The sequence below is a fragment of the Salinispira sp. genome, assembly GCF_059431795.1.
Genome location: NZ_JBXWXS010000033.1, coordinates 147,397 through 165,338 on the forward strand (window position 1 = coordinate 147,397; position 17,942 = coordinate 165,338).

General features: G+C 52.6%; 17 protein-coding genes. 5 read left to right on the plus strand and 12 right to left on the minus strand.

All coding sequences use genetic code 11. The features are described from left to right. Positions 1-9 precede the first annotated feature (9 nt). Genes AC52PS_RS11820 through AC52PS_RS11830 form a run of 3 tightly spaced genes read right to left on the minus strand, consistent with a single transcriptional unit; the run spans position 10 to position 3,163 of the window. Positions 10-1,137: a FecR family protein gene (locus AC52PS_RS11820; RefSeq protein ID WP_495563275.1), complete on the minus strand. Its 1,128-nt coding sequence runs from the start codon at positions 1,135-1,137 to the stop codon at positions 10-12. A 15-nt stretch (positions 1,138-1,152) separates the two neighbouring features. Next, the gene (locus tag AC52PS_RS11825) at positions 1,153-2,280 is read right to left on the minus strand and encodes an SPL family radical SAM protein (RefSeq protein ID WP_495563276.1); all 1,128 of its coding nucleotides are present in this window, start codon (positions 2,278-2,280) and stop codon (positions 1,153-1,155) included. Next, the gene (locus AC52PS_RS11830; RefSeq protein ID WP_495563277.1) at positions 2,258-3,163 is read right to left on the minus strand and encodes a hypothetical protein; all 906 of its coding nucleotides are present in this window, start codon (positions 3,161-3,163) and stop codon (positions 2,258-2,260) included. The genes AC52PS_RS11825 and AC52PS_RS11830 overlap by 23 nt, the downstream gene beginning before the upstream one ends. Before the next feature lie 87 nt (positions 3,164-3,250). On the opposite strand from AC52PS_RS11830, the gene AC52PS_RS11835 reads away from it, so the two are divergent. The 3 genes from AC52PS_RS11835 to AC52PS_RS11845 all read left to right on the plus strand — a co-directional run bounded on the left by AC52PS_RS11835 (position 3,251) and on the right by AC52PS_RS11845 (position 5,672). Beyond that, positions 3,251-4,627: a homoserine dehydrogenase gene (locus AC52PS_RS11835; protein ID WP_495563278.1), complete on the plus strand. Its 1,377-nt coding sequence runs from the start codon at positions 3,251-3,253 to the stop codon at positions 4,625-4,627. 173 nt (positions 4,628-4,800) lie between these two features. Beyond that, complete coding sequence (locus AC52PS_RS11840) at positions 4,801-5,094, plus strand: hypothetical protein (RefSeq protein WP_495563279.1); 294 nt, start codon at positions 4,801-4,803, stop codon at positions 5,092-5,094. Positions 5,095-5,222: 128 nt separating this feature from the next. Further along, positions 5,223-5,672 (plus strand): outer membrane protein assembly factor BamD, encoded by a 450-nt coding sequence (locus tag AC52PS_RS11845; RefSeq protein WP_495563280.1) that lies wholly within the window; start codon positions 5,223-5,225, stop codon positions 5,670-5,672. A 60-nt stretch (positions 5,673-5,732) separates the two neighbouring features. Here the strand turns inward: AC52PS_RS11845 and AC52PS_RS11850 are convergent, their stop codons facing one another. Together AC52PS_RS11850 and AC52PS_RS11855 are read right to left on the minus strand one after the other, a co-directional pair. Beyond that, a complete protein-coding gene (locus AC52PS_RS11850) occupies positions 5,733-6,854 on the minus strand; it encodes a vWA domain-containing protein (RefSeq protein WP_495563281.1) in 1,122 nt (373 codons plus the stop codon). Positions 6,855-6,941: 87 nt separating this feature from the next. Continuing rightward, positions 6,942-7,538 (minus strand): hypothetical protein, encoded by a 597-nt coding sequence (locus AC52PS_RS11855; protein ID WP_495563282.1) that lies wholly within the window; start codon positions 7,536-7,538, stop codon positions 6,942-6,944. A gap of 147 nt (positions 7,539-7,685) precedes the next feature. Here AC52PS_RS11855 and AC52PS_RS11860 point away from each other — a divergent pair, with 147 nt between their 5' ends. Further along, positions 7,686-8,759: a lipoprotein TP_1001-related protein gene (locus AC52PS_RS11860; RefSeq protein ID WP_495563283.1), complete on the plus strand. Its 1,074-nt coding sequence runs from the start codon at positions 7,686-7,688 to the stop codon at positions 8,757-8,759. A 79-nt stretch (positions 8,760-8,838) separates the two neighbouring features. Here AC52PS_RS11860 and trxA read toward each other — a convergent pair whose 3' ends face one another. From trxA to AC52PS_RS11895, 7 genes are all read right to left on the minus strand, one after another. After that, positions 8,839-9,162 carry a thioredoxin gene (gene trxA / locus AC52PS_RS11865; protein ID WP_495563284.1) on the minus strand — a complete coding sequence of 108 codons (324 nt, stop codon included), beginning with the start codon at positions 9,160-9,162 and terminating at the stop codon, positions 8,839-8,841. Positions 9,163-9,221: 59 nt separating this feature from the next. Then, a complete protein-coding gene (gene trpA / locus AC52PS_RS11870; protein ID WP_495563285.1) occupies positions 9,222-10,001 on the minus strand; it encodes a tryptophan synthase subunit alpha in 780 nt (259 codons plus the stop codon). After that, positions 9,998-11,362, minus strand: a complete 1,365-nt coding sequence (gene trpB / locus AC52PS_RS11875) for a tryptophan synthase subunit beta (RefSeq protein WP_495563286.1) — start codon at positions 11,360-11,362, stop codon at positions 9,998-10,000. The genes trpA and trpB overlap by 4 nt, the downstream gene beginning before the upstream one ends. Then, a complete protein-coding gene (locus AC52PS_RS11880) occupies positions 11,346-12,842 on the minus strand; it encodes a bifunctional indole-3-glycerol phosphate synthase/phosphoribosylanthranilate isomerase (RefSeq protein WP_495563287.1) in 1,497 nt (498 codons plus the stop codon). Before AC52PS_RS11880 ends, trpB begins: the two co-directional genes overlap by 17 nt. After that, on the minus strand, positions 12,842-14,455 hold the full coding sequence (locus AC52PS_RS11885) for a bifunctional anthranilate synthase component II/anthranilate phosphoribosyltransferase (protein ID WP_495563288.1): 1,614 nt from the start codon (positions 14,453-14,455) through the stop codon (positions 12,842-12,844). Before AC52PS_RS11885 ends, AC52PS_RS11880 begins: the two co-directional genes overlap by 1 nt. Positions 14,456-14,458: 3 nt before the next feature. Beyond that, positions 14,459-15,898: an anthranilate synthase component I gene (trpE, locus tag AC52PS_RS11890; protein WP_495563289.1), complete on the minus strand. Its 1,440-nt coding sequence runs from the start codon at positions 15,896-15,898 to the stop codon at positions 14,459-14,461. Between the two features lie 261 nt (positions 15,899-16,159). Further along, positions 16,160-16,591, minus strand: a complete 432-nt coding sequence (locus AC52PS_RS11895) for a single-stranded DNA-binding protein (RefSeq protein WP_495563290.1) — start codon at positions 16,589-16,591, stop codon at positions 16,160-16,162. 205 nt (positions 16,592-16,796) lie between these two features. On the opposite strand from AC52PS_RS11895, the gene AC52PS_RS11900 reads away from it, so the two are divergent. Beyond that, complete coding sequence (locus tag AC52PS_RS11900) at positions 16,797-17,474, plus strand: hypothetical protein (protein WP_495563291.1); 678 nt, start codon at positions 16,797-16,799, stop codon at positions 17,472-17,474. Positions 17,475-17,942: the final 468 nt, after the last annotated feature.

Consider the following 17,942-nt stretch of genomic DNA (forward strand, 5'->3'; position numbering starts at 1 on the left):
TACGCCTTTTTAGAAAAAGTCACCATCACTGCCGAAGAAATCATCTTCCTCTTCAAACCCTCCAGACATAAAGTCATCAAACGGCGTGCGACCTTCGTTCCGCAGCGCATACAGCTTCAATATATAGCGTACTTCCCGCATTCTTCGGCTGAGCATTTCACTATCCTGTTCGAATTGCCGGTAAAAATTCCGGATGGAGAGGCCGGGACGGACATTCACATTTCCATTCACCCCGGGGTATCGTTGGGAAAGCTGGACCAAACGGTAGTACACCCTCTCGAACATAAACTGTACGCCCCGGATATTCATAAGCGCACCGATTATCTGCCGTTTCTCCCGAAGCCGGTCGCTTCTACTTCCAAGACGACCAATACGGTCCTCGTTCATCCATTTCTGGATAACTTCCCGGTTATTCATAAGCCGGACATAGGCATCAATAAATCTGTCACGCAGATCCAGATATCTTGCTGCGTAATTGGCAATAGCCCTGGCTGCCTGGGCGTCCAGAGCTTCTATTCGCTCGGATATCCAGCTGTCGCGGAATGTTTCCAGATCTTCGGGATCGACGCTCAGGTTCTGCCAGGCTCCATCACTTCGCTTCTCCACAACTTCTCCGGGGAAGGCAAAGAAGCGTTCACCTGATGCGGTACTGCATTCCACCCGCCCTTCCCCAGCGGTAAGCAGTACATCTCCTCCCAGGGTGGAGCTCACGGTGAATGTCGTACCCCTTACCCCCATAGCAGCAGATCCGGTGCGAATATCCAGTTGGTTCCGCCCGCTGAGCCGGGCTACCGTAAGGTCCACTCTGCCGGTAAGCAGTTCAAGGGCTCCGCTTTGCTCTTCCCGCAAACCGGTAATGTCGAAATACATGCTGGTGTCGGGCTGAACGATTATGGATGCGTGGATACCTGTTTCCGGGTACACGGCAATTTCCACACTTCCATTGCTGCCGGTGATTATCTGATCCAGATTTTCTATCCGGTCACCAAAATCAGGGCGATCCAGTTCCTGGGTGTTTCTAAAAATCTGAACATCTCCGTCAATGAATAGAATTTCCCCGATCACATCAGCATCTGCCCAAAGACCGGTATATGCCGCGAAAAACAGTATCAAAACCAGATAACGGATTTTACTCATGTAGAACTCCTCTACTCATACAACACTCCTGAGAGGTTGAAAAATCGGATTCAGCTCCGGAATGTGGGCCGGAGTTTGACCAAAGACATGCCGCCACATGGCATCGCTTTCCATACACATATAGAGGCGAAGGGGACGCTCACCCTGCAGAAGAGGCTGGAGATTCCGGTGTATCAATCGGTACAAATCCGCCCGCAACGGCTGCAGATACCGGAATTTCCCGTCCCTGCCTCTGCTGTATTCATCGTACAAATAGGGTCTGTCGGCAATTTTATCTCTCAGGGCTGTAGTAAATCGTACAGTACCCATGCTGACCCACGCAATAGGCCACAGCCCGTTTCCCGGGTCTTCACCGCGCTCCACTGCATATTGATGAAGTTCCAGGATCTTCCTGCACAGCAGCTCATAGCCCCGTTCCCAATCACCGGAACGGATCATGGGATCAAAATGGAAGGCCACACTCATCCCCGCATCCAGCACTTTTTTGGCCCCTTCAAATCTTCGGTGAATGCTTACCGAATAGCCGTCTTCGGCTGCGGAAATTTCTTCGGTATTCAGGGAGAACCCGATAACCGTTGAGCGGCCGCCGGGGAGGTACAGCAAATGATCCACATAGTCGGTTTTCGTTTTAAATTCCAGAATGAGACCGGGGATCTCCGCCAACCCGGCCATCAGTTCGCCGTTCAGCTGAAAGAGAGGGTCAAACAGCAGGGAGTCCCCCACCTCACCGGTTCCCACCCTGATCTGTCTGCCGGGGTTTTGTTCAGCAAGGTGACGAATTGAGTGGACCATCGGCGATGTGTCCATCTGAATGGTAATGGGGCTGAAGTTCAAGTAACTTTGCATAACACAGTAGCTGCATCCCAGCGAGCAGCCCATGTAAAGATCCAATGTGTGATAGTTACAGCAAATATGACCCTTACTGCCCGGACAATGCCCCAGAGGCTCCCCGCGGACGGAGCTGAGGTAGAGTGTTGACTGGCGCAAATGCTCTCTGGGAATCTCGCTCCGGTCTTCCACCACCCGGAATTGATCGATCCCTATGTTCTTAAGCTTTTCAAGGCCCCGGATGGTGGCAGGGAGATTCTCTACACTTCGCTGAACGTAGATCCGGGAGATATTATTCAAATAAAATTCGTTCAATGTGATCCATCTCTTCAGTCAGATTTTCCAGAGCCGTCAGCTTGTTATTCAGCTCGGCGCCGTTTCTCACCGAGAAGCTCAGCCGGATCCGGTCTCCTTCGAGATTGTCCGGAAGAGCTATGCTGATACCGCTGTGCTTCAGCGTCGATGCCTGTATGCTCTGCAGCTTCTCTTTGCGCTTGCTTAAATGGGGGGTTCGGGCCATCTGCAGGGAGCCGGGAATGTTGAATTCGGCCTGTTGAAGCTTAACCAACTCTGGTTCACTCAGACCTCTCTTTTGTAGATCATGAAGGAGCTGCAGATGAATTCTAAGTCCGGAAGATGTGAGCTTAGCGTTACCACTGCGCTCAAGGTATTCCGCCTTCAGGTTCCGGAGAAGGCGGGACGGCAAGGAGGAAAATTTCAGGGCATGGGACCAGGGGAGTTTCATTTCGCTTATGCACCAAAACCAGTCGCTGCTCAAGGCACATACGGCATTAATATGGGAGAACAGCTTTTGATCCCGGTGAATCAGGGGTTGCAGTTCCATAATATCCACAGCGTGCTTCTCAAGCTCCCTCTGAATTCTGCATATTTCTTCAATCCCGAACCCCTTGAAATCGATACGGTTCTTCCGCAGACGAAACCATTGCCGGTACATTTCAGTTCTGGAATTACAGCCCACAACATATATATTGAGTCTGTCACTATTCCCGGGTCGTTCCTCCGGCATCGGCCCGCTGAGGTTGAAGCTCAGCATTTCTGCCGACTGCCCTCCTTCTGAAAGGGTACATATCACCGGCAGAGGAAGCCAGGGGGAGCGTCCCCAATCAGAATCCAGGTGCCCGAAGTCAAAAACACAGGGAAGAGCTCCAAACTCTTCCGGGCTCATTGTATCTATCATCACCTGAATTGTAGCATGAACAGACGGTCTTGACAGTCATTTGCCCAACGCATAGATTGGAGCTTTATACAATTCGATGTAATAAATATGCATCAGGGGGTATTTGTGGACAGGAGTTCCGGAACGATTAAACACAGCTCCGTGGGCGTGGCTATTGTAGGCTGCGGCACGGTGGGCGGAAGCGCCGCCCATCTGCTGCTCAATGACAGAGAAACCAGAAAGGCCAGAAGTACCGCAGATATATATCTCCAGAAAGTGGTCGTACGGCGCAGGGAAAGCGCCCTGGACGCAGGTGTTCCTTCCGATCTCATAAGTATGGATTACCGGGAAATTCTCCAGGATGAACAGGTACGGATCGTGGTGGAGCTGGTTGGAGGGCTTGAATTTGCCCGCACACTCATTAAAGAGTCCCTTGAGGCGGGAAAACACGTTGTCACCGCAAATAAGGCTCTCCTGGCACATTACGGACCGGAGCTTTTTCAGACAGCCCGGGAGAATGGTGTGAGCCTCGCCTTTGAATCCAGCTGCGGAGGGGGAATCCCCATTATCCGAGCCCTCACAGACGGGCTCACCGCCAATAACATAGATGCAATATATGGCATAGTAAACGGAACAAGCAATTTTATTCTTACAGAGATGATTGAAAACGGCACCGGCTACTCCCAGGCCCTCCAGCTTGCGCAGGAAAACGGACTTGCTGAGGCAGATCCCAGCCTGGATGTGAATGGTTCAGATTCGGCCCACAAAATTGCAATAATGGGCAGTCTGGCTTTCGGGGAAGCCGTATCTCTGGATCAAATTCCAGTAAAAGGGATAGATACCCTTCAGTCCGAGGACGTTGCCTTCGGCTCTGAAATGGGATATGTAATTAAGCTCATTGCATCTGCAACCCGCAGCAGCAAGGGAAGCTTCCTCAGGGTGGAGCCCGCCTTCATCAACAGAGATCATCCCCTGGCCTGGATAAGCGGAGCGTTTAACGCAATCAGCGTATACGGTCACAGCGTGGGGCACACCATGTACTACGGCCGGGGAGCAGGCGGCAGCCCCACCGCTTCCGCGGTGCTGGCTGATATATTAAGCATTGCCAACGGCAGTTACCCCGCCCTCTTCACTAGTCTGTTGACTTGGCCGGACCTCAGTCCCAAGGCAAAACTCACCCCTGCAGATCATATTCTCCGTCGCTACTACATCAGACTGCAGCTGGAAGACAGAGCCGGTATTCTCGCCGGCGTTACCAAGGTTTTGGCCGACTATGATATCAGCGTGAGTTCAGTGCTTCAGCATGAGGTACCGGATATTCCGGAAAGTCAGGACACCCCCATCCCCCTGGTAATTACCACCCATAGGGTCGAAGAAGCCAAGTTAATAGCAGCCCTGAATAAAATTACCCGCCTGGAGCATATCGGCGGACGCTACAGCATGATTCCCATTCTGGATGAGCACCCGGAGTTTCAGGTCTGGTAAAATCCCGGTAATTGGCCCGTTGAATCGATGATATGCCCGCTGACTCGGAGATCGGCCCGTTAACCCGGGAGTCCGCCTGCTGAGTTGACCCAGTATGGGGGTCATGTTACACTTTTTGAGCATATTGGTGAATCCATCCGATTCATCATATAACGTGAAACAAGAAGCCGATGATGTCCAAAACGGAAAAAACGAAAATCTTCTGTGCCAACTGCGCAAACTGCAAACTGCTTGTGGACAACCAGGGTGATCACAAACGCCTGAGGGTGCGTTGCAGCGCCGGCAAGTGGCGAAAACAGCAGGGTGGAGAAAAAATCTACAAGTATTTCACCGTTTCCCGGAGAGAACGGGAAGGCTGCGACGCATACCTTCCTATGGGGGACCCGGAGGAATTTTTACGGGAGCTAAAACACAGTCTTCCCGGGCAGGATGAACAGTACGACCCCGAAAGCTTCGAAGTTTTCTAAGATCCACGCAGAAAAGTACGGAACTATTGCAGGAGCAGTGAAATATCCGTAACCTGTAAACTCCTGAAATTGTCCTTTGTATCGGATAGACTTTCAACAGTAACATTGATATTTCAAATGAGGTTCATATGATTCAAGCGCACCCCAATCACGTTCCGGGCACACGGAATCAGCACAGATTATTCAGTACCGCCCTTTTTTTTATTGCACTGTCCGCAGTTCTGCTTATTACTGCATGCCAGACCGTTCCGGAGCAGATACCGGAAGATCTGAGCAAGCAGGAATTTTTTCAGAGAGCCCAGGAATATATGGATGATCTTAACTGGGATGCAGCCATGTATTATCTCGAAGAATTCAAGCTGCGCTTTCCAGAAGACGACGGGAATATTGCCGCAGCGGATTACCAGCTTGCATTGATTCACTACAAGCTTGACCGATTTGAGCAGGCAGAACAGGGATTCACTGACATTTTAGCCCGCTATGAATCCGCAGAGGATCCAGCTGTCCTTCCCCAGTGGGTGGAGGTTCTCAGCAGAAAGCTTTTGAACAAGATAGAAGAATCTCAGGAAGAGGGCTGAAACGCTGCAGCTCCTGCCTCTGCAATTCAATGCTTCAGCGTTTGTGCTGGCCGCTTGCGTTTAGTGGGGCAGAATAATCACATGCACGGCCACATTCTGAATTTCCGCTTCTTCCTTGACCATCTCGGAGGTGATTTTCCCTCTGGGTCGGGGATGGGGCGGAGCATCGCCGATGAGAATGATCTTTCTGTTATCGGCAATCCAGGCAAAGTTGCGTAAGGCCGCATACAAGGCTTCATTCACTGCCTCGGGGATATCCCTGCCTCCGGCGGGGCGAATTCTGCTGAGAACATCGGTCACCACATCAGTTCCCCGTCGGAAGTCACTGATTCGGTACAGATATTCTTCCAGATAATCCCGATAGTAGACAAATCCGATTCTCACCCTGTCAAATCCGGTGGTTGTACGGTCGATAAGATCACCCAGATTGTCTCTGAGAAACGGCATGTCATTTTCCATTGACTGGGTGCTGTCCAGGGCGATGACAAGATCCAGCTGCCTGCCTTCTTCATCGCTCAGAATTTCTTCGATGCGGGTTAATATGTCCTCTTCTCCATCGGAATAAAGAACTTTGCCGCTGGTATCTTCGGCAATCCGGGAAAAGCTTTCAACGGTTTCCTTCATATAATTGCCTTCCGGAGGTCCGGGAGACGGCCGTTGAGTAACCCGGATAATAAATGGATTATCCTGAAACGCCCCCCGATAATCGGCATACGGCAGTTCAAAACTTCTCACACTAAGATATGTACCGTCTAATACCTGCATTTCTCCCCGGCGGCTCCACTCATATCCGTAAATCACAACATAGGGAATAAAGATTCGAAAAGCCGATCCGAACTGATCATCCGGAACAGGGGTGGAATCCAGTAGAAAATGCAGGCTGTCATCTTCGAGAATTTCTCCATCCAGAATCCGTCTCTCATCTCCGTTTTCCGGGTGATACTCGGGATTACGTAACGTATAGCTGGCCACTTCCCGTTCGGGGTCCTCGGTGGATTCTGTGAGAATAACGCTTTGGATATCCGGTTTATTCCTTACATAGAGGTAATACCCGCCTTCCAGGCTTTGCTCTATGCGAAGATCATCCACTGATATACCGAGATCCTGTGCACTCAGCGTGGGCAGGAGAAAAACAGCCCCGAGGGTAAGTAGAAACCTGTTCCGGATCCCTGTGAAATACATATGTTAAGTATCGGAATGCTGAGAATTTCAATTACCCTTTTTTCCATTCAACCCCCTCTTCAAGGAGGCAGGCTCAAGCCGGCGAAGTCAGGGCAGCTCTCCCAGGACGGCAGGGAACACCGGAATTTCCTGGATTCCATCGGGATTAAAAAATTCTACCAGTGGCTGATACACATCAACAAAGCGGCAGATGTCAAAAATGGTATCGGGGAACAGGATAAGGTATGCTGCCCCGGTGACATCCATTGAAACCGCCAGATGAGATCCGCCGGATGTGGTTTGAATACTCCTCCCCGGGCACAACTCATCATTTGTACGCCATCGGAAACGGCCGGAAATAAGTCCTTCCGAAGAATCCCAAGAATTCGAAGCGATTACATAGATTTGTGTATCCATAAATTCATAGTGGGCAACGTGATATTTCCCTGCTTCGTCCTGCACAGGCTCCGAATCCGGGGTAAGAATTGGGGGCAATTGGACAGAGCGTCTGTCTGAGGGTACATTCCGGCGGATGTACTCAAAGCTTTGGGTTAATCCGGAGAACGGTCCTCGGGAGGATATGAGGTAACCTTCTACAGCCTGAATTTCAGGCGGTGCGGCACTGATTACGGTATTCGGTGAAATCAGAAGCACCATTACGAGTACTCCCTTGAAGAGCATATCCGCGATTGTTCTTTCAGACATAGCTGATGCCAACCTCCGCTGCATTATCGATTTCAGAAAAACGTCGCATCGTCTTCACAGCATTTAAATTATATCCTCTTTCCCCCCGACGGGCAAAGCAGGGCTTGGATTTTTCCGGTTAATCATGTGAGGAGAAGGGGTGGAAATATGAAACGCAATAGTATGGCTGCACTATGCCGCCGGGCATCGGAAGTTATGTTCAGCATGGCGGTTTTTCTGATGCTCCTGTCCTGTGTTCCCCTCTTCCGGGGGATCAGAGGCATGAAGGACCTTCAGCCGCCGCTTTATACGGGGTTAGAACAGCCTGGGAAAGGTATTCTCATCCTTAACTTCAACGAAGGGATCGATTTCGATGTGGAGAATTTCCGCGCCCACGGAGGATTCGGGATCAGCGCAATTGAACATCTTGAAGAAAGCAGTCTCAGGCTGTCATTAAACGGTGATGATACACCGGGTGAGGAGCTCACCCTTGAAGGGAGGGTGAAAGATTCCGCGGGAAATGAGCTATGGTTTTTGCTGCCCTTTTATGGCGTGAACGGGAATCCGGCAGATCTGATCATCAGTGAATTTATTACTGAACATAGCAGCAGCCGGTATGAGAAGGTCGAAATATTTGTTCTTCGCAGGGGTAATCTGGGTGGAATTACGGTGTACAACGGTTCTGCAAGGGATCATAAATCGGTAATCCGTTTTCAGGATCAGGAAGTGGAGACCGGTGAGTACTTGATCGTACATTTCCGCTCGGACGATGCTCCGGGGGAAATAGATGAATACGGAGATACCCCGGAAATAGCAGGCAACACCGCGTACGCAGCCAATGCCATTGCCGATGTACGGGATTTCTGGGTCGAGGGGGATCAGGGCTTGAGCGACACCAATGGGGCGCTGAGCATATATGCTAGCCCTGCAATGGACGCTGAGGTGGTGGATGCAGTGCTATACAGCAACCGCAGCTACGAAGAGGATCAGGATTATGGCAGCTTTGGGACGTCCTACACACAGAGAGTGATGTATGCGCTGGCCGGATCAGGGGCCTGGGAATACTCGGGGGAACAGATTATCCCTGAAGACTGCCTGCGGAGCGAGGACTCCACATCAACCCGGAGCATCTGCAGAGACCTGGAATTCAACGACACTGACGGTAAAAGCGACTGGCACATAGTACCCACTTCCAGCAGCAGCTTCGGCTATGAAAACTGTCAGGATGTGTATGAACCGTAACAAAAGGGGAAATAAAAAGGGACCTATTAGAACGGTCCCTGTACGGGAAATCACCGGGAAAGTATAATATTGCGAAACATTACATTGCCGAAGAGATCAGCTCCTGGATGGTGGCTTTGGGTGCTGCCCCCACGTGCTGCTTGATCAACTGTCCGTCTTTGAACACCAGGAGGGTGGGAATACTGATAATGTTGTACTTGGCCCCAACCTCTCCATGATCATCCACATTCAATTTACCCACTTTAATTTTACCGCTGTATTCCTTGGAAAGATCTTCCAGCACCGGTGCGATCATTCTGCAGGGCATGCACCATTCCGCCCAAAAATCAACAACCACCGGAATATCTGACTTGAGGACTTCATCTTCAAAATTTTCCGTTGTCAAGGTGACCTGATCGCTCATTGCGTTCCTCCTGGAAATCAGCGTTCTAGAAGAGTAAATGATTCTCCCCCAGGGGTCAATTATTTTCCCAGGAGGCTGGAAACTAAATCCGACACCGCGTTTCCTGCAATTTCTCCATTGAGGCGGCCGCCATGCTGATCCCCGGCAGCTTTCATGGCTCTGAGGAAGGCACTTCCCACCACTGCCGCATGGGCGTGCCCCTGAAGCGCCGCCACCTGTTCAGGTCGTGAAATTCCAAATCCGGCCATAATCTTCGCACCGCTGCTTCCGGCTTTCTCAATAAATGCGATATTTTCCTCCCCCAGCACCGTGTCTTGTCCGGTAATTCCCTTACGCAACGCGCAGTAAATAAACCTGGGGTTGTGCTTGGCAGCCAACTCCACCCGATCCGGACGGGAACTGGTGGCGAGAACCGGTATTACTTCAATTCCCTGCTGACGGCACGCGTCATACAGCCCCTCATCGCTGTCGGGGGGCAGGTCGGGGATAATCAAGCCCCTGACCCCTGCTTCAGCAGCCCGGGAAACGAAGCTCTCAACCCCCTTAATGGTCACCGGAGATGCATAGGTCATCACAAAAAGCTCCGCATCTCCGGATTGCAGCCTTGGGCTCTCTTCCATGAGGCTGGAAACAAACTCAAAGCCCTTCTCCACTTTAAATCCGCTTTGCAGGGCTTTTTGACAGGCCTCTTCAATGACCGGGCCGTCTGCGCTGGGGTCGGAAAAAGGAAACTGAACCTCCAGATACTTGGTACCCGCATCCAGCATCCGCAGGGCAACCTGCCTGCTGATTTCCGCATCTGGAAAATAGGGAATCATATGAGCCATTAATTCTATCATGAGGGATCTCCTTTCCCGGCTTCCGGGATCTGGACTGAAGCTGTGCTCCCGGTCTCGGATGCATTGCTTGCCTCGGGGCCCGCATTAGGACCTGCATTGGGGCTTGCCTCGGGGCTCTTACTTCCGTTACGGATTTCCTGAATTTCACTTTCTAAAAACTGGGACCATACCGCCGGCTGCACGGCTTTTGCGGTAATAAAAATATCTTTGTCACCCCTGCCGGACATATTTATTACGATGGCCTGATCCGGCTTCAGGGTTTTGGCAAGTTCTATTCCGTACCAGGCCGCATGAGCAGATTCCAAAGCAAAGATCACCCCCTCCCTGGATGCAAGATACTTCAAGGCTTCCAGAGCCTGATCGTCCCGGGCGGCATGGAATTCAACCCTGCCGGTTTCTCCCAGGTGGGCCAGCTGAGGTCCTATTCCCGGATAATCCAGACCGGCGGAAATGGAATGGGTGTGCTGCACCTGGCCGTCTTCATCCAGAAGAAAGCGGGATTTATATCCCTGTACGATTCCGGTACTGGCTTCCACTGTCATCCGGGCGGCATGTTCGCCGATTCCTGTGCCTCTTCCGCCGGCTTCCACGCCGATAAGCCTGGGATGTTCTTCTTCAATGAAAGGCGCAAAAAAGCCCATGGCGTTTGACCCGCCGCCCACGCAGGCTACAAGGGCCTGTAGATCCAGCCCCTTGGAAGTAATCTGTTCCTCGGATTGTCGGCGCAGCTCCCTGCCGATTACCGCCTGAAATTCCCGCACCATGTCGGGAAAGGGGCTGGGCCCCAGGGCGGAACCAATGAGGTAATGGGTGTCATCGAAACTGCCGGCCCAGTCCCTCAGGGCTTCGTTCACCGCATCCTTGAGGGTTCGGCTGCCGGTTTTTACAGGTACCACCTCTGCGCCGTACATCTCCATGGAGAAGACATTGGGCCGCTGCCGGGCAATATCCACCTCCCCCATGTACACCCTGCAGGGAAGCCCCAGCTTCGCGCATACTGCCGCGGTGGCTACACCGTGCTGTCCTGCTCCGGTTTCGGCAATAATCCGGGTTTTCCCCATCCGCTTTGCCAGCAGTGCCTGGCCCAGGGCATTATTTATCTTGTGAGCTCCGGTGGCCGCAAGTCCTTCCTGCTTTATGAAAATCTGTGCACCGCCCAGTTCCCTGCTGCTGTTTTCCGCATAGAGAAGGGGGGTCGGGCGGCCGATAAATTCCTTTTGCAGACCGGTTATACGGTCCAGAAATTCCTTGTCACTCATGGCATCGACAAATGCCGTTTCAAGATCATCCAGAGCGCCCCTCAGCACTTCCGCCACATAGCGGCCCCCGAATTGGCCGAAATAATTATTGTATACCTTCACGATTTATCTCCTGAAAAAAGCGGGTTATCTTTTCATGGTCCTTCTCACCCGGAGCCGCTTCCAACCCGCTGGAAACGTCCACAAGCTCCGGCGAGAAGCGCCGTATCTTTGCAGCAATATTGTCCGGATTCAATCCTCCGGCCAGCCACAGCGGCTTTTGGGCCGCCGCCCGGGACACAAGCTCCTCCCCTATTGACGCGCCGGTCCCCCCGCGGGCTTTGCTGCTGTAACCGTCTACCAGTACCCTGGGAGATGCATAGCTCATTATTTCATCCACCTGGGCCTCTGAGCGAAGAGAGAGTGCCTTGTAAAACGGGAGCCTGCGCTCCTGGCACTCCCCGGGCGTTTCATCTCCGTGGTACTGAAATACATCTATGAGTCCCCGGCTCCAGGCGTCCCGCAGCCACTGATCCGGTTCGCCGGTGACCACCGCCACTTTGAGAACATCAAGGTCCCTGAGCTCCTCCAGGAGGGCGTAGGAGGCCTTCCGAGGACTGTCTGCGAACACAAACCCCAGGAGATCCGCACCTGCAGCGGCGGCAAACTCGGCATCCCTCCGCCGGGTAATCCCGCAGATTTTCACCACAGGCCTTCCTGCCCCGTTTTTCCGTTGAAGACCGCCCAGCCACGATCCGCCCCTGAGTTCCAATAGACTTCCCCAGAATCCTGCTCCTGCCTGGGGGAAATGATCCGGATGCTCAAGTCCCCCGGCAAGTTGGCCTGGGAGATCCGCTTGCTTTACCGCCGCCTCTCCAACCAGAACTCCCGAGAAGCCGCTTGCAGCCGCATGGGCTGCCTGGGAGGGTGAGAATATTCCCGACTCGAATACAAGGTCGCAGTCCCAGTCGATTTCCTTTCTCAGCTTGAGAGCACCAAGCATATCCACCCGAAAGGTACGAAGATCTCTGGCATTTATTCCCATCAGCTCAGGACGAACCCCTGCCTCCCGGACCTGCTCCAGCTCTCCCGCATCGTGGATCTCCACCAGGGGGGTCATTCCCAGCTCCAGTGCCCGGCCGTGCAGCTGTGCAAGCTTTCTGGTCTCAAGAATGGCTGCGATAAGCAATACTGCATCGGCACCCGCCCGGTAGCTGACCTCTATGTCTTCCGTGCTCAACAGAAAATCCTTACGCAGCACAGCCAGACCTGGGTACGCCCGTTTCACCCGGATGAGATCTTCCAGGCTTCCGCCGAAATGATCCTGCTCGGTGAGGACTGAAACCGAGCCAACCCCGGACCTTTCATAGTGTGCGGCCTGCTCTACAGGATCCAGTTCCCGGGAAATATCTCCACGGGAGGGGCTGCGCCGCTTCACTTCGCAGATCACCAGCGGCCTGCGGACAAATGGGGCAGCCCCCGCCGGGGGGCTGCCGCTCGCCCCGCCCCGGAGATACAGCTCCGAAAGCCCCTGGTCAGCACCTTCCCGGGCTATACGACGGCGCCGGGAGGCCACAATTTTTTCAAGAATCTCAGCAGCCATCAGCTTCGCCCCTCACGGATCCTTTGTGCCAGGTAGGCCGTATCTTTGAGTTTATCCGCCACTGCCCCGGTTTTCAGCGCTTCCCGGGCTTTGGCAAAACCGTCGGCAATGCTCTTCGCAATTCCATAAATGTAGAGCGCAGCTCCGGCATTCAGACACACCGCATCCCGTATTGCATCTATACCCTGTCCGCCGATAATCTGGCGGGCCAGCTCCGCATTGGTTTTGCCGTCGCCCCCGGCCAGCTCTTCCAGAGAATATTTGGGAATTCCGCAGCTTTCCTGGGGGTCAAATTCATATTCCTTCAGACTCCCGTCCTCCAGAATCTCAACCACCAGCGACTTTCCAGTTACCGAGAGCTCATCCTCCCCGTCAAACCCGTGAACCACCATTCCCCGCTTAATCCCCAGCATAACCGCCGCTTTGGCAATTACCGGCGCCAGCGCCGCACTGTATACGCCGATCAGCTGATAGTGGGCTCCTGCAGGATTCACCAAAGGTCCCAGCAGGTTCATTATGGTTTTCACCTTGAGGGTTTTTCTTGCAGGGGCGGCGTATCGCATGGCACCGTGAAACACTGGCGCAAACAGGAAGGCGAAGTCGTTCTTCCGCAGGAGCGTCTGGGTCTCTCCTGCGCTAAGATCTATCTCTATGCCCAGTTCCCGGTAAAAGTCCGCCGAACCGCTCTTGCTGCTCACCGCCCTGTTCCCGTGTTTGGCCACCGATGCACCGCAGCTTGCGGCAACTAGGGCGGACATACTGCTGATATTAAAGGTGCCCAGTCCGTCACCTCCGGTTCCGCATGTATCCAGCAGAGGAAGGTCTGAACTGATGGGAGTACGTTTCTTCTGGAGCACCCTGGCACAGCCTGCAATTTCTTCGGGAACAATTCCCTTGGTGCTGATGGCGGTAAGGAAGCCTGCAATCTGGATATCGCTGAGCTTTCCTTCAGTGAGCTCGGTCATGAAGCCCTCCGCCTCTTTTGAACTCATATGCTCGCCGGCCATGATCTTCATCAGCTGATCCTTGGCTACAAAAGGCTCCCGCCGGTAATTGATGAAATTTTTCAGCAGATTTTTACCGTCTTCCGAGGCAATGGACTCGGGATGAAACTGCACCCCTTCCAGGACATATTCATTGTGGCGGATCCCCATAATCTCTCCGTCGGGAGAGCGGGAAGTGATCTCAAAATCGCCGTTCAGGGTGGATTCCTCCACCGCCAGACTATGATACCGGGTGAACGGAGCCGACTTGGGAATTGAACGGAACAGCCCCTTTCCGTCATGTTCAATACCCTCGGCTTTGCCGTGCACAATTCTCTGGGCCTGAACAATCCGGGCTCCGAATGCCTGGGCGATAGCCTGATGCCCCAGACACACCCCCAGAATGGGGATTTTTCCCGCATAGCGCTTTATCACCTCAAGACTGATACCCGCATTTTCCGGTCGACCGGGACCCGGGCTGATTACAATATGACTTGGCTTGAGATCCGCAAGCTCTTCGGGGGTAATTTCATCGTGGCGCACCACCTTTACCTGATGATCACAAATCTCCCGGAAGTACTGATAGAGATTATGGGTGAACGAATCGTAATTATCTATTATGCAAATCATGGCTTACTCCTGAATCCCGATTGCCCGCAGAAGGGCCGACATTTTCTCCTGGGTTTCTTCCAGTTCCCGCTCCGGTTTACTGTCAAACACAATTCCCCCGCCTGCCTGGAGGTTGAGAATCCCGTCCTTGTAGAGTGCAGAACGGATGGCAATACAGGTATCCAGATCGCCGCCGGGCTCAACATAGCCGACAACCCCGGAATAAAATCTGCGCTGAACCGGCTCCAGGGAATCGATGGTCCTGATGGCCTGGATCTTGGGGGCACCGCTTACCGTCCCTGCGGGGAAGGTTGCCCTGAGGGCATCAATACCGGTTTTCCCCTCATCAAGATCCCCTTCCACCTGGCTGACAATATGCATCACCCGGGAATAGCGCTCGGTGATCATGTAGTCGCTGAGCTGCACCGAACCGGGACTGCACACCCGGCCCAAATCGTTCCGGCCCAGATCCACAAGCATAAGATGTTCCGCACGCTCTTTTTCATCGGCTAAAAGCTCACGTTCCAGGGCATTATCTTCAGCATTCGTTGCGCCCCGGCGGCGGGTCCCGGCAATGGGGCGCACCTTCACACGCCCTTCCTTGGCCTTCACATGCACTTCAGGACTTGCTCCGAACAGCTGATAGTCGCCGAAGTCCAGATAAAACAGATACGGTGATGGATTGGATTGCCGGAGAGTTCGGTACGCCTCAATAGCCGGCATATCTGTTTTGAAACGCCGACGCCGGCTGGGAACCGCCTGAAGCAGATTTCCCGCCACAACCTCCTTGCGGACCTTCTCCACCATCTCCTTGTAGGATTCTTCATGACCAGGAGCGCTCACCTCCTCAACCGAATAGCTGCGCTGTTCATCCTGTAGATAGTTGAAATTCAAATCCCGAATGCGCCGCTCGGTTCGGGCGATAGCTTTTTCAAGGTTAATGTGCTTTTCCGCATAATTCAGTGCGATAAGATACAACTGGTCTGTGTAGTGGTCGAAAACCACAAAGCTGTGACCGAACATATAGGATGCATCGGGGAGATCCAGTTCATCCGGTTTGGTGGAAAAGGGAATGGTGTCGCAAAATCGGCTGAATTCGAAGCTGCAATAGCCGATTCCCCCGGCCGGGAAGGGAAAGTCCTGGTGCATGGAGCTGTGCTGATCGGCAAAATATTTCAGCACATCCAGAATATCCCGGGCCTTGCTGCGAATTCGCCGTTCAGGCCCCCGGGAGGACGCACCGGACTGATCTCCCTCGCCTTCAGAAGGACGGGGGGATGAAATAAAAATGCCATCACCCCGCTGTGTAATGGTGAACGCCTCTTCAATCATCAGAAGGGAATAGCGCTCCCGCCCTTTCTGATAGGTGGACGATTCCAGAATCACCCGGGCATTGAGCTTTTTTGCCAGGGACAGGGGGGTGAAGGTATCGCCGCTGATGATCTTCACCAATTGATTATTCATATTGCCTCCATGGTCACCGCACCGTCTGCGTTATCCCAGGGAGGACCTAAAAAAAGCCGGTCATCTCGCGGATGATCGGCTTCTTTGCACCGGCATCCCTGGGTAATCTCCAGGGCGCCGTTCTTGACTGGTCCCCGGACGTTAACCGAGCCACCACCAAGAAGAGAATATAAGATTCTGTGACGCTGCATAATTATTCATAGACCTTTCAAATATAGCAGAACAAAATATGCGGGTCAAGAACTGAATTGCAAAAAGTTTTTACAGCATTGCGGCCTGGCTTTCCTCCGCCTCAAGAAGATCATACTCCTTACCGTTTTCAATCTCCTTTTCCTCGCTGTCCTCTTTTTCTTCGCTCTTAGAAATCTTCGGCTTGAATACGATATGGTCCGCAACCACCTTAACCCGGCTTCGGTTTTTTCCCTCCTGATCCTGCCAGCGATCCTGTTTCAACCGGCCGATTACCCGGATTCCCCTGCCCTTGCTCAAATGCTTCTCGCAGGCTTCCGCCAGCTTGGACCAGCTCTCCACATCGAAGAAACTGACTTCCTCCACCTTCTCATCGTTTACTTCATAATACCGATTCGTCGCCACACCGAAATGGCAGACCGAGGTTCCCTTGCTTGTCTCCCGAAGCTCCGGATCCCGGGTAAGGTTTCCGTCCAGCAACACCGAATTCAGATTTGTACTCATAATGCACCTCCTGTGTATTCTGTCTTCTAGACCGGGGAAATTGCACCGCTGCTTGGTCTGCAGCACTTTTTTTTCCGCCAATTCTTCAGTCAACCTTCAGGAGATATTTTACCGGTAACATTTCCAGCTGTAACGTTTTGTTGATGAGTCTCTTTCTATATGCATAATATCATCAACCGTATTCGAGAATGTGAGGAGAACTTTCATGAACGTCAGACGCCCGATATGTATTATTGTCCTGTTTCTCATCATCGCCCTTCCTATTATTGCTGAGAGCCCCAGCTGGGTTTTGGGAATGTATGATTATAATGTCATGGAACTTCAGAGAGATATAAAATCGACCATCGACGAAGGATATGTCCCGGTTGGGCTGGAACTTGCGGAAGACGGCTCAGTTTTTGTGCTGTACAGTTTTATCCCGAGCATTGAAGTGTATAACTGGAGACTTCACAATTTCCGCTCTCTTGAGGAGCTGGAGGACGAGTTTTCCGAGTATCTCAGGGCCGGCTGGCTCCCCATGGGCTTCTCCGTCTCCCGTTTCGGGGTCTATGTTATTTTTATTGAAACGGACAACCAGGCTGACGGCTGGGGTGCGGCGGAATCCCAACCTGCAATGCTGGAAATCACAAGAACCATGGAAGAATACCGGGGCTCAGGCTACCAGCTCATGGGCATGAGCGAATTTGAAGATACAAACTGGTTTCTCTATGTTCGTACCACGCCGGAAATCAGCGGACGGATCCAGCCTGGCACATACTCCAGCAGCGGTGAAGATCTCCTGGATGAAATCGACACACGGGTTACCGAAGGGGGCATTCCCTGGGGACTCTCCAGCCTGGGCGACCGCCTGGTAGTCAATTATCTTATCCAGAACCCGGAGTGACAGCATCAATCTAAAAGGATATAGGGGGAGAGGATTCTCCTCCTCATTCTTTGTTACGCTTTTAGTGACAATAATTGCTTTTTTAAATTCTCAAGCTCCGCTTACCTCAGAAACACTTGCTGTGTACGGATTCCAGGATGCTGCTCCAGTTGGTTGTACCGCACCATTCCCATACGATACTGCTTGAGCTCTGATTACGCTAACTCCATAGTATGCTCAAGATAATCCTTCTGCACGCCGCCTGTCACCATGGACAAGGTACATTCCAGTTTTATCCGCCAGTCAATTATTGTCCTTCGCAGGTCGGAACCAATTCAATACTGCGAACTCATCTGTCAGCTGAGCCTTAAATATTCAGCTTGTCTTCTCCCTGAACGGGGCGACACCGGCTTCTTTCAACCGGTCAGGTATGTCCTCGCTTCGCTGGACAGACAAAAAAAGCCCGGCTCAGGGAGCCGGGCTTCTTGT

Coding starts and splice junctions, on each gene's coding strand:
- AC52PS_RS11850 (WP_495563281.1), bottom strand. CDS start 6,854: ATGTATTTCACAGGGATCCGGAACAGGTTTCTACTTACCCTCGGGGCT.
- AC52PS_RS11835 (WP_495563278.1), top strand. CDS start 3,251: ATGCATCAGGGGGTATTTGTGGACAGGAGTTCCGGAACGATTAAACAC.
- AC52PS_RS11885 (WP_495563288.1), bottom strand. CDS start 14,455: ATGATTTGCATAATAGATAATTACGATTCGTTCACCCATAATCTCTAT.
- AC52PS_RS11840 (WP_495563279.1), top strand. CDS start 4,801: ATGTCCAAAACGGAAAAAACGAAAATCTTCTGTGCCAACTGCGCAAAC.
- AC52PS_RS11880 (WP_495563287.1), bottom strand. CDS start 12,842: ATGGCTGCTGAGATTCTTGAAAAAATTGTGGCCTCCCGGCGCCGTCGT.
- AC52PS_RS11820 (WP_495563275.1), bottom strand. CDS start 1,137: ATGAGTAAAATCCGTTATCTGGTTTTGATACTGTTTTTCGCGGCATAT.
- AC52PS_RS11895 (WP_495563290.1), bottom strand. CDS start 16,591: ATGAGTACAAATCTGAATTCGGTGTTGCTGGACGGAAACCTTACCCGG.
- AC52PS_RS11845 (WP_495563280.1), top strand. CDS start 5,223: ATGATTCAAGCGCACCCCAATCACGTTCCGGGCACACGGAATCAGCAC.
- AC52PS_RS11900 (WP_495563291.1), top strand. CDS start 16,797: ATGAACGTCAGACGCCCGATATGTATTATTGTCCTGTTTCTCATCATC.
- trpE (WP_495563289.1), bottom strand. CDS start 15,898: ATGAATAATCAATTGGTGAAGATCATCAGCGGCGATACCTTCACCCCC.
- AC52PS_RS11855 (WP_495563282.1), bottom strand. CDS start 7,538: ATGTCTGAAAGAACAATCGCGGATATGCTCTTCAAGGGAGTACTCGTA.
- trpA (WP_495563285.1), bottom strand. CDS start 10,001: ATGATAGAATTAATGGCTCATATGATTCCCTATTTTCCAGATGCGGAA.
- trxA (WP_495563284.1), bottom strand. CDS start 9,162: ATGAGCGATCAGGTCACCTTGACAACGGAAAATTTTGAAGATGAAGTC.
- AC52PS_RS11860 (WP_495563283.1), top strand. CDS start 7,686: ATGAAACGCAATAGTATGGCTGCACTATGCCGCCGGGCATCGGAAGTT.
- AC52PS_RS11830 (WP_495563277.1), bottom strand. CDS start 3,163: ATGATAGATACAATGAGCCCGGAAGAGTTTGGAGCTCTTCCCTGTGTT.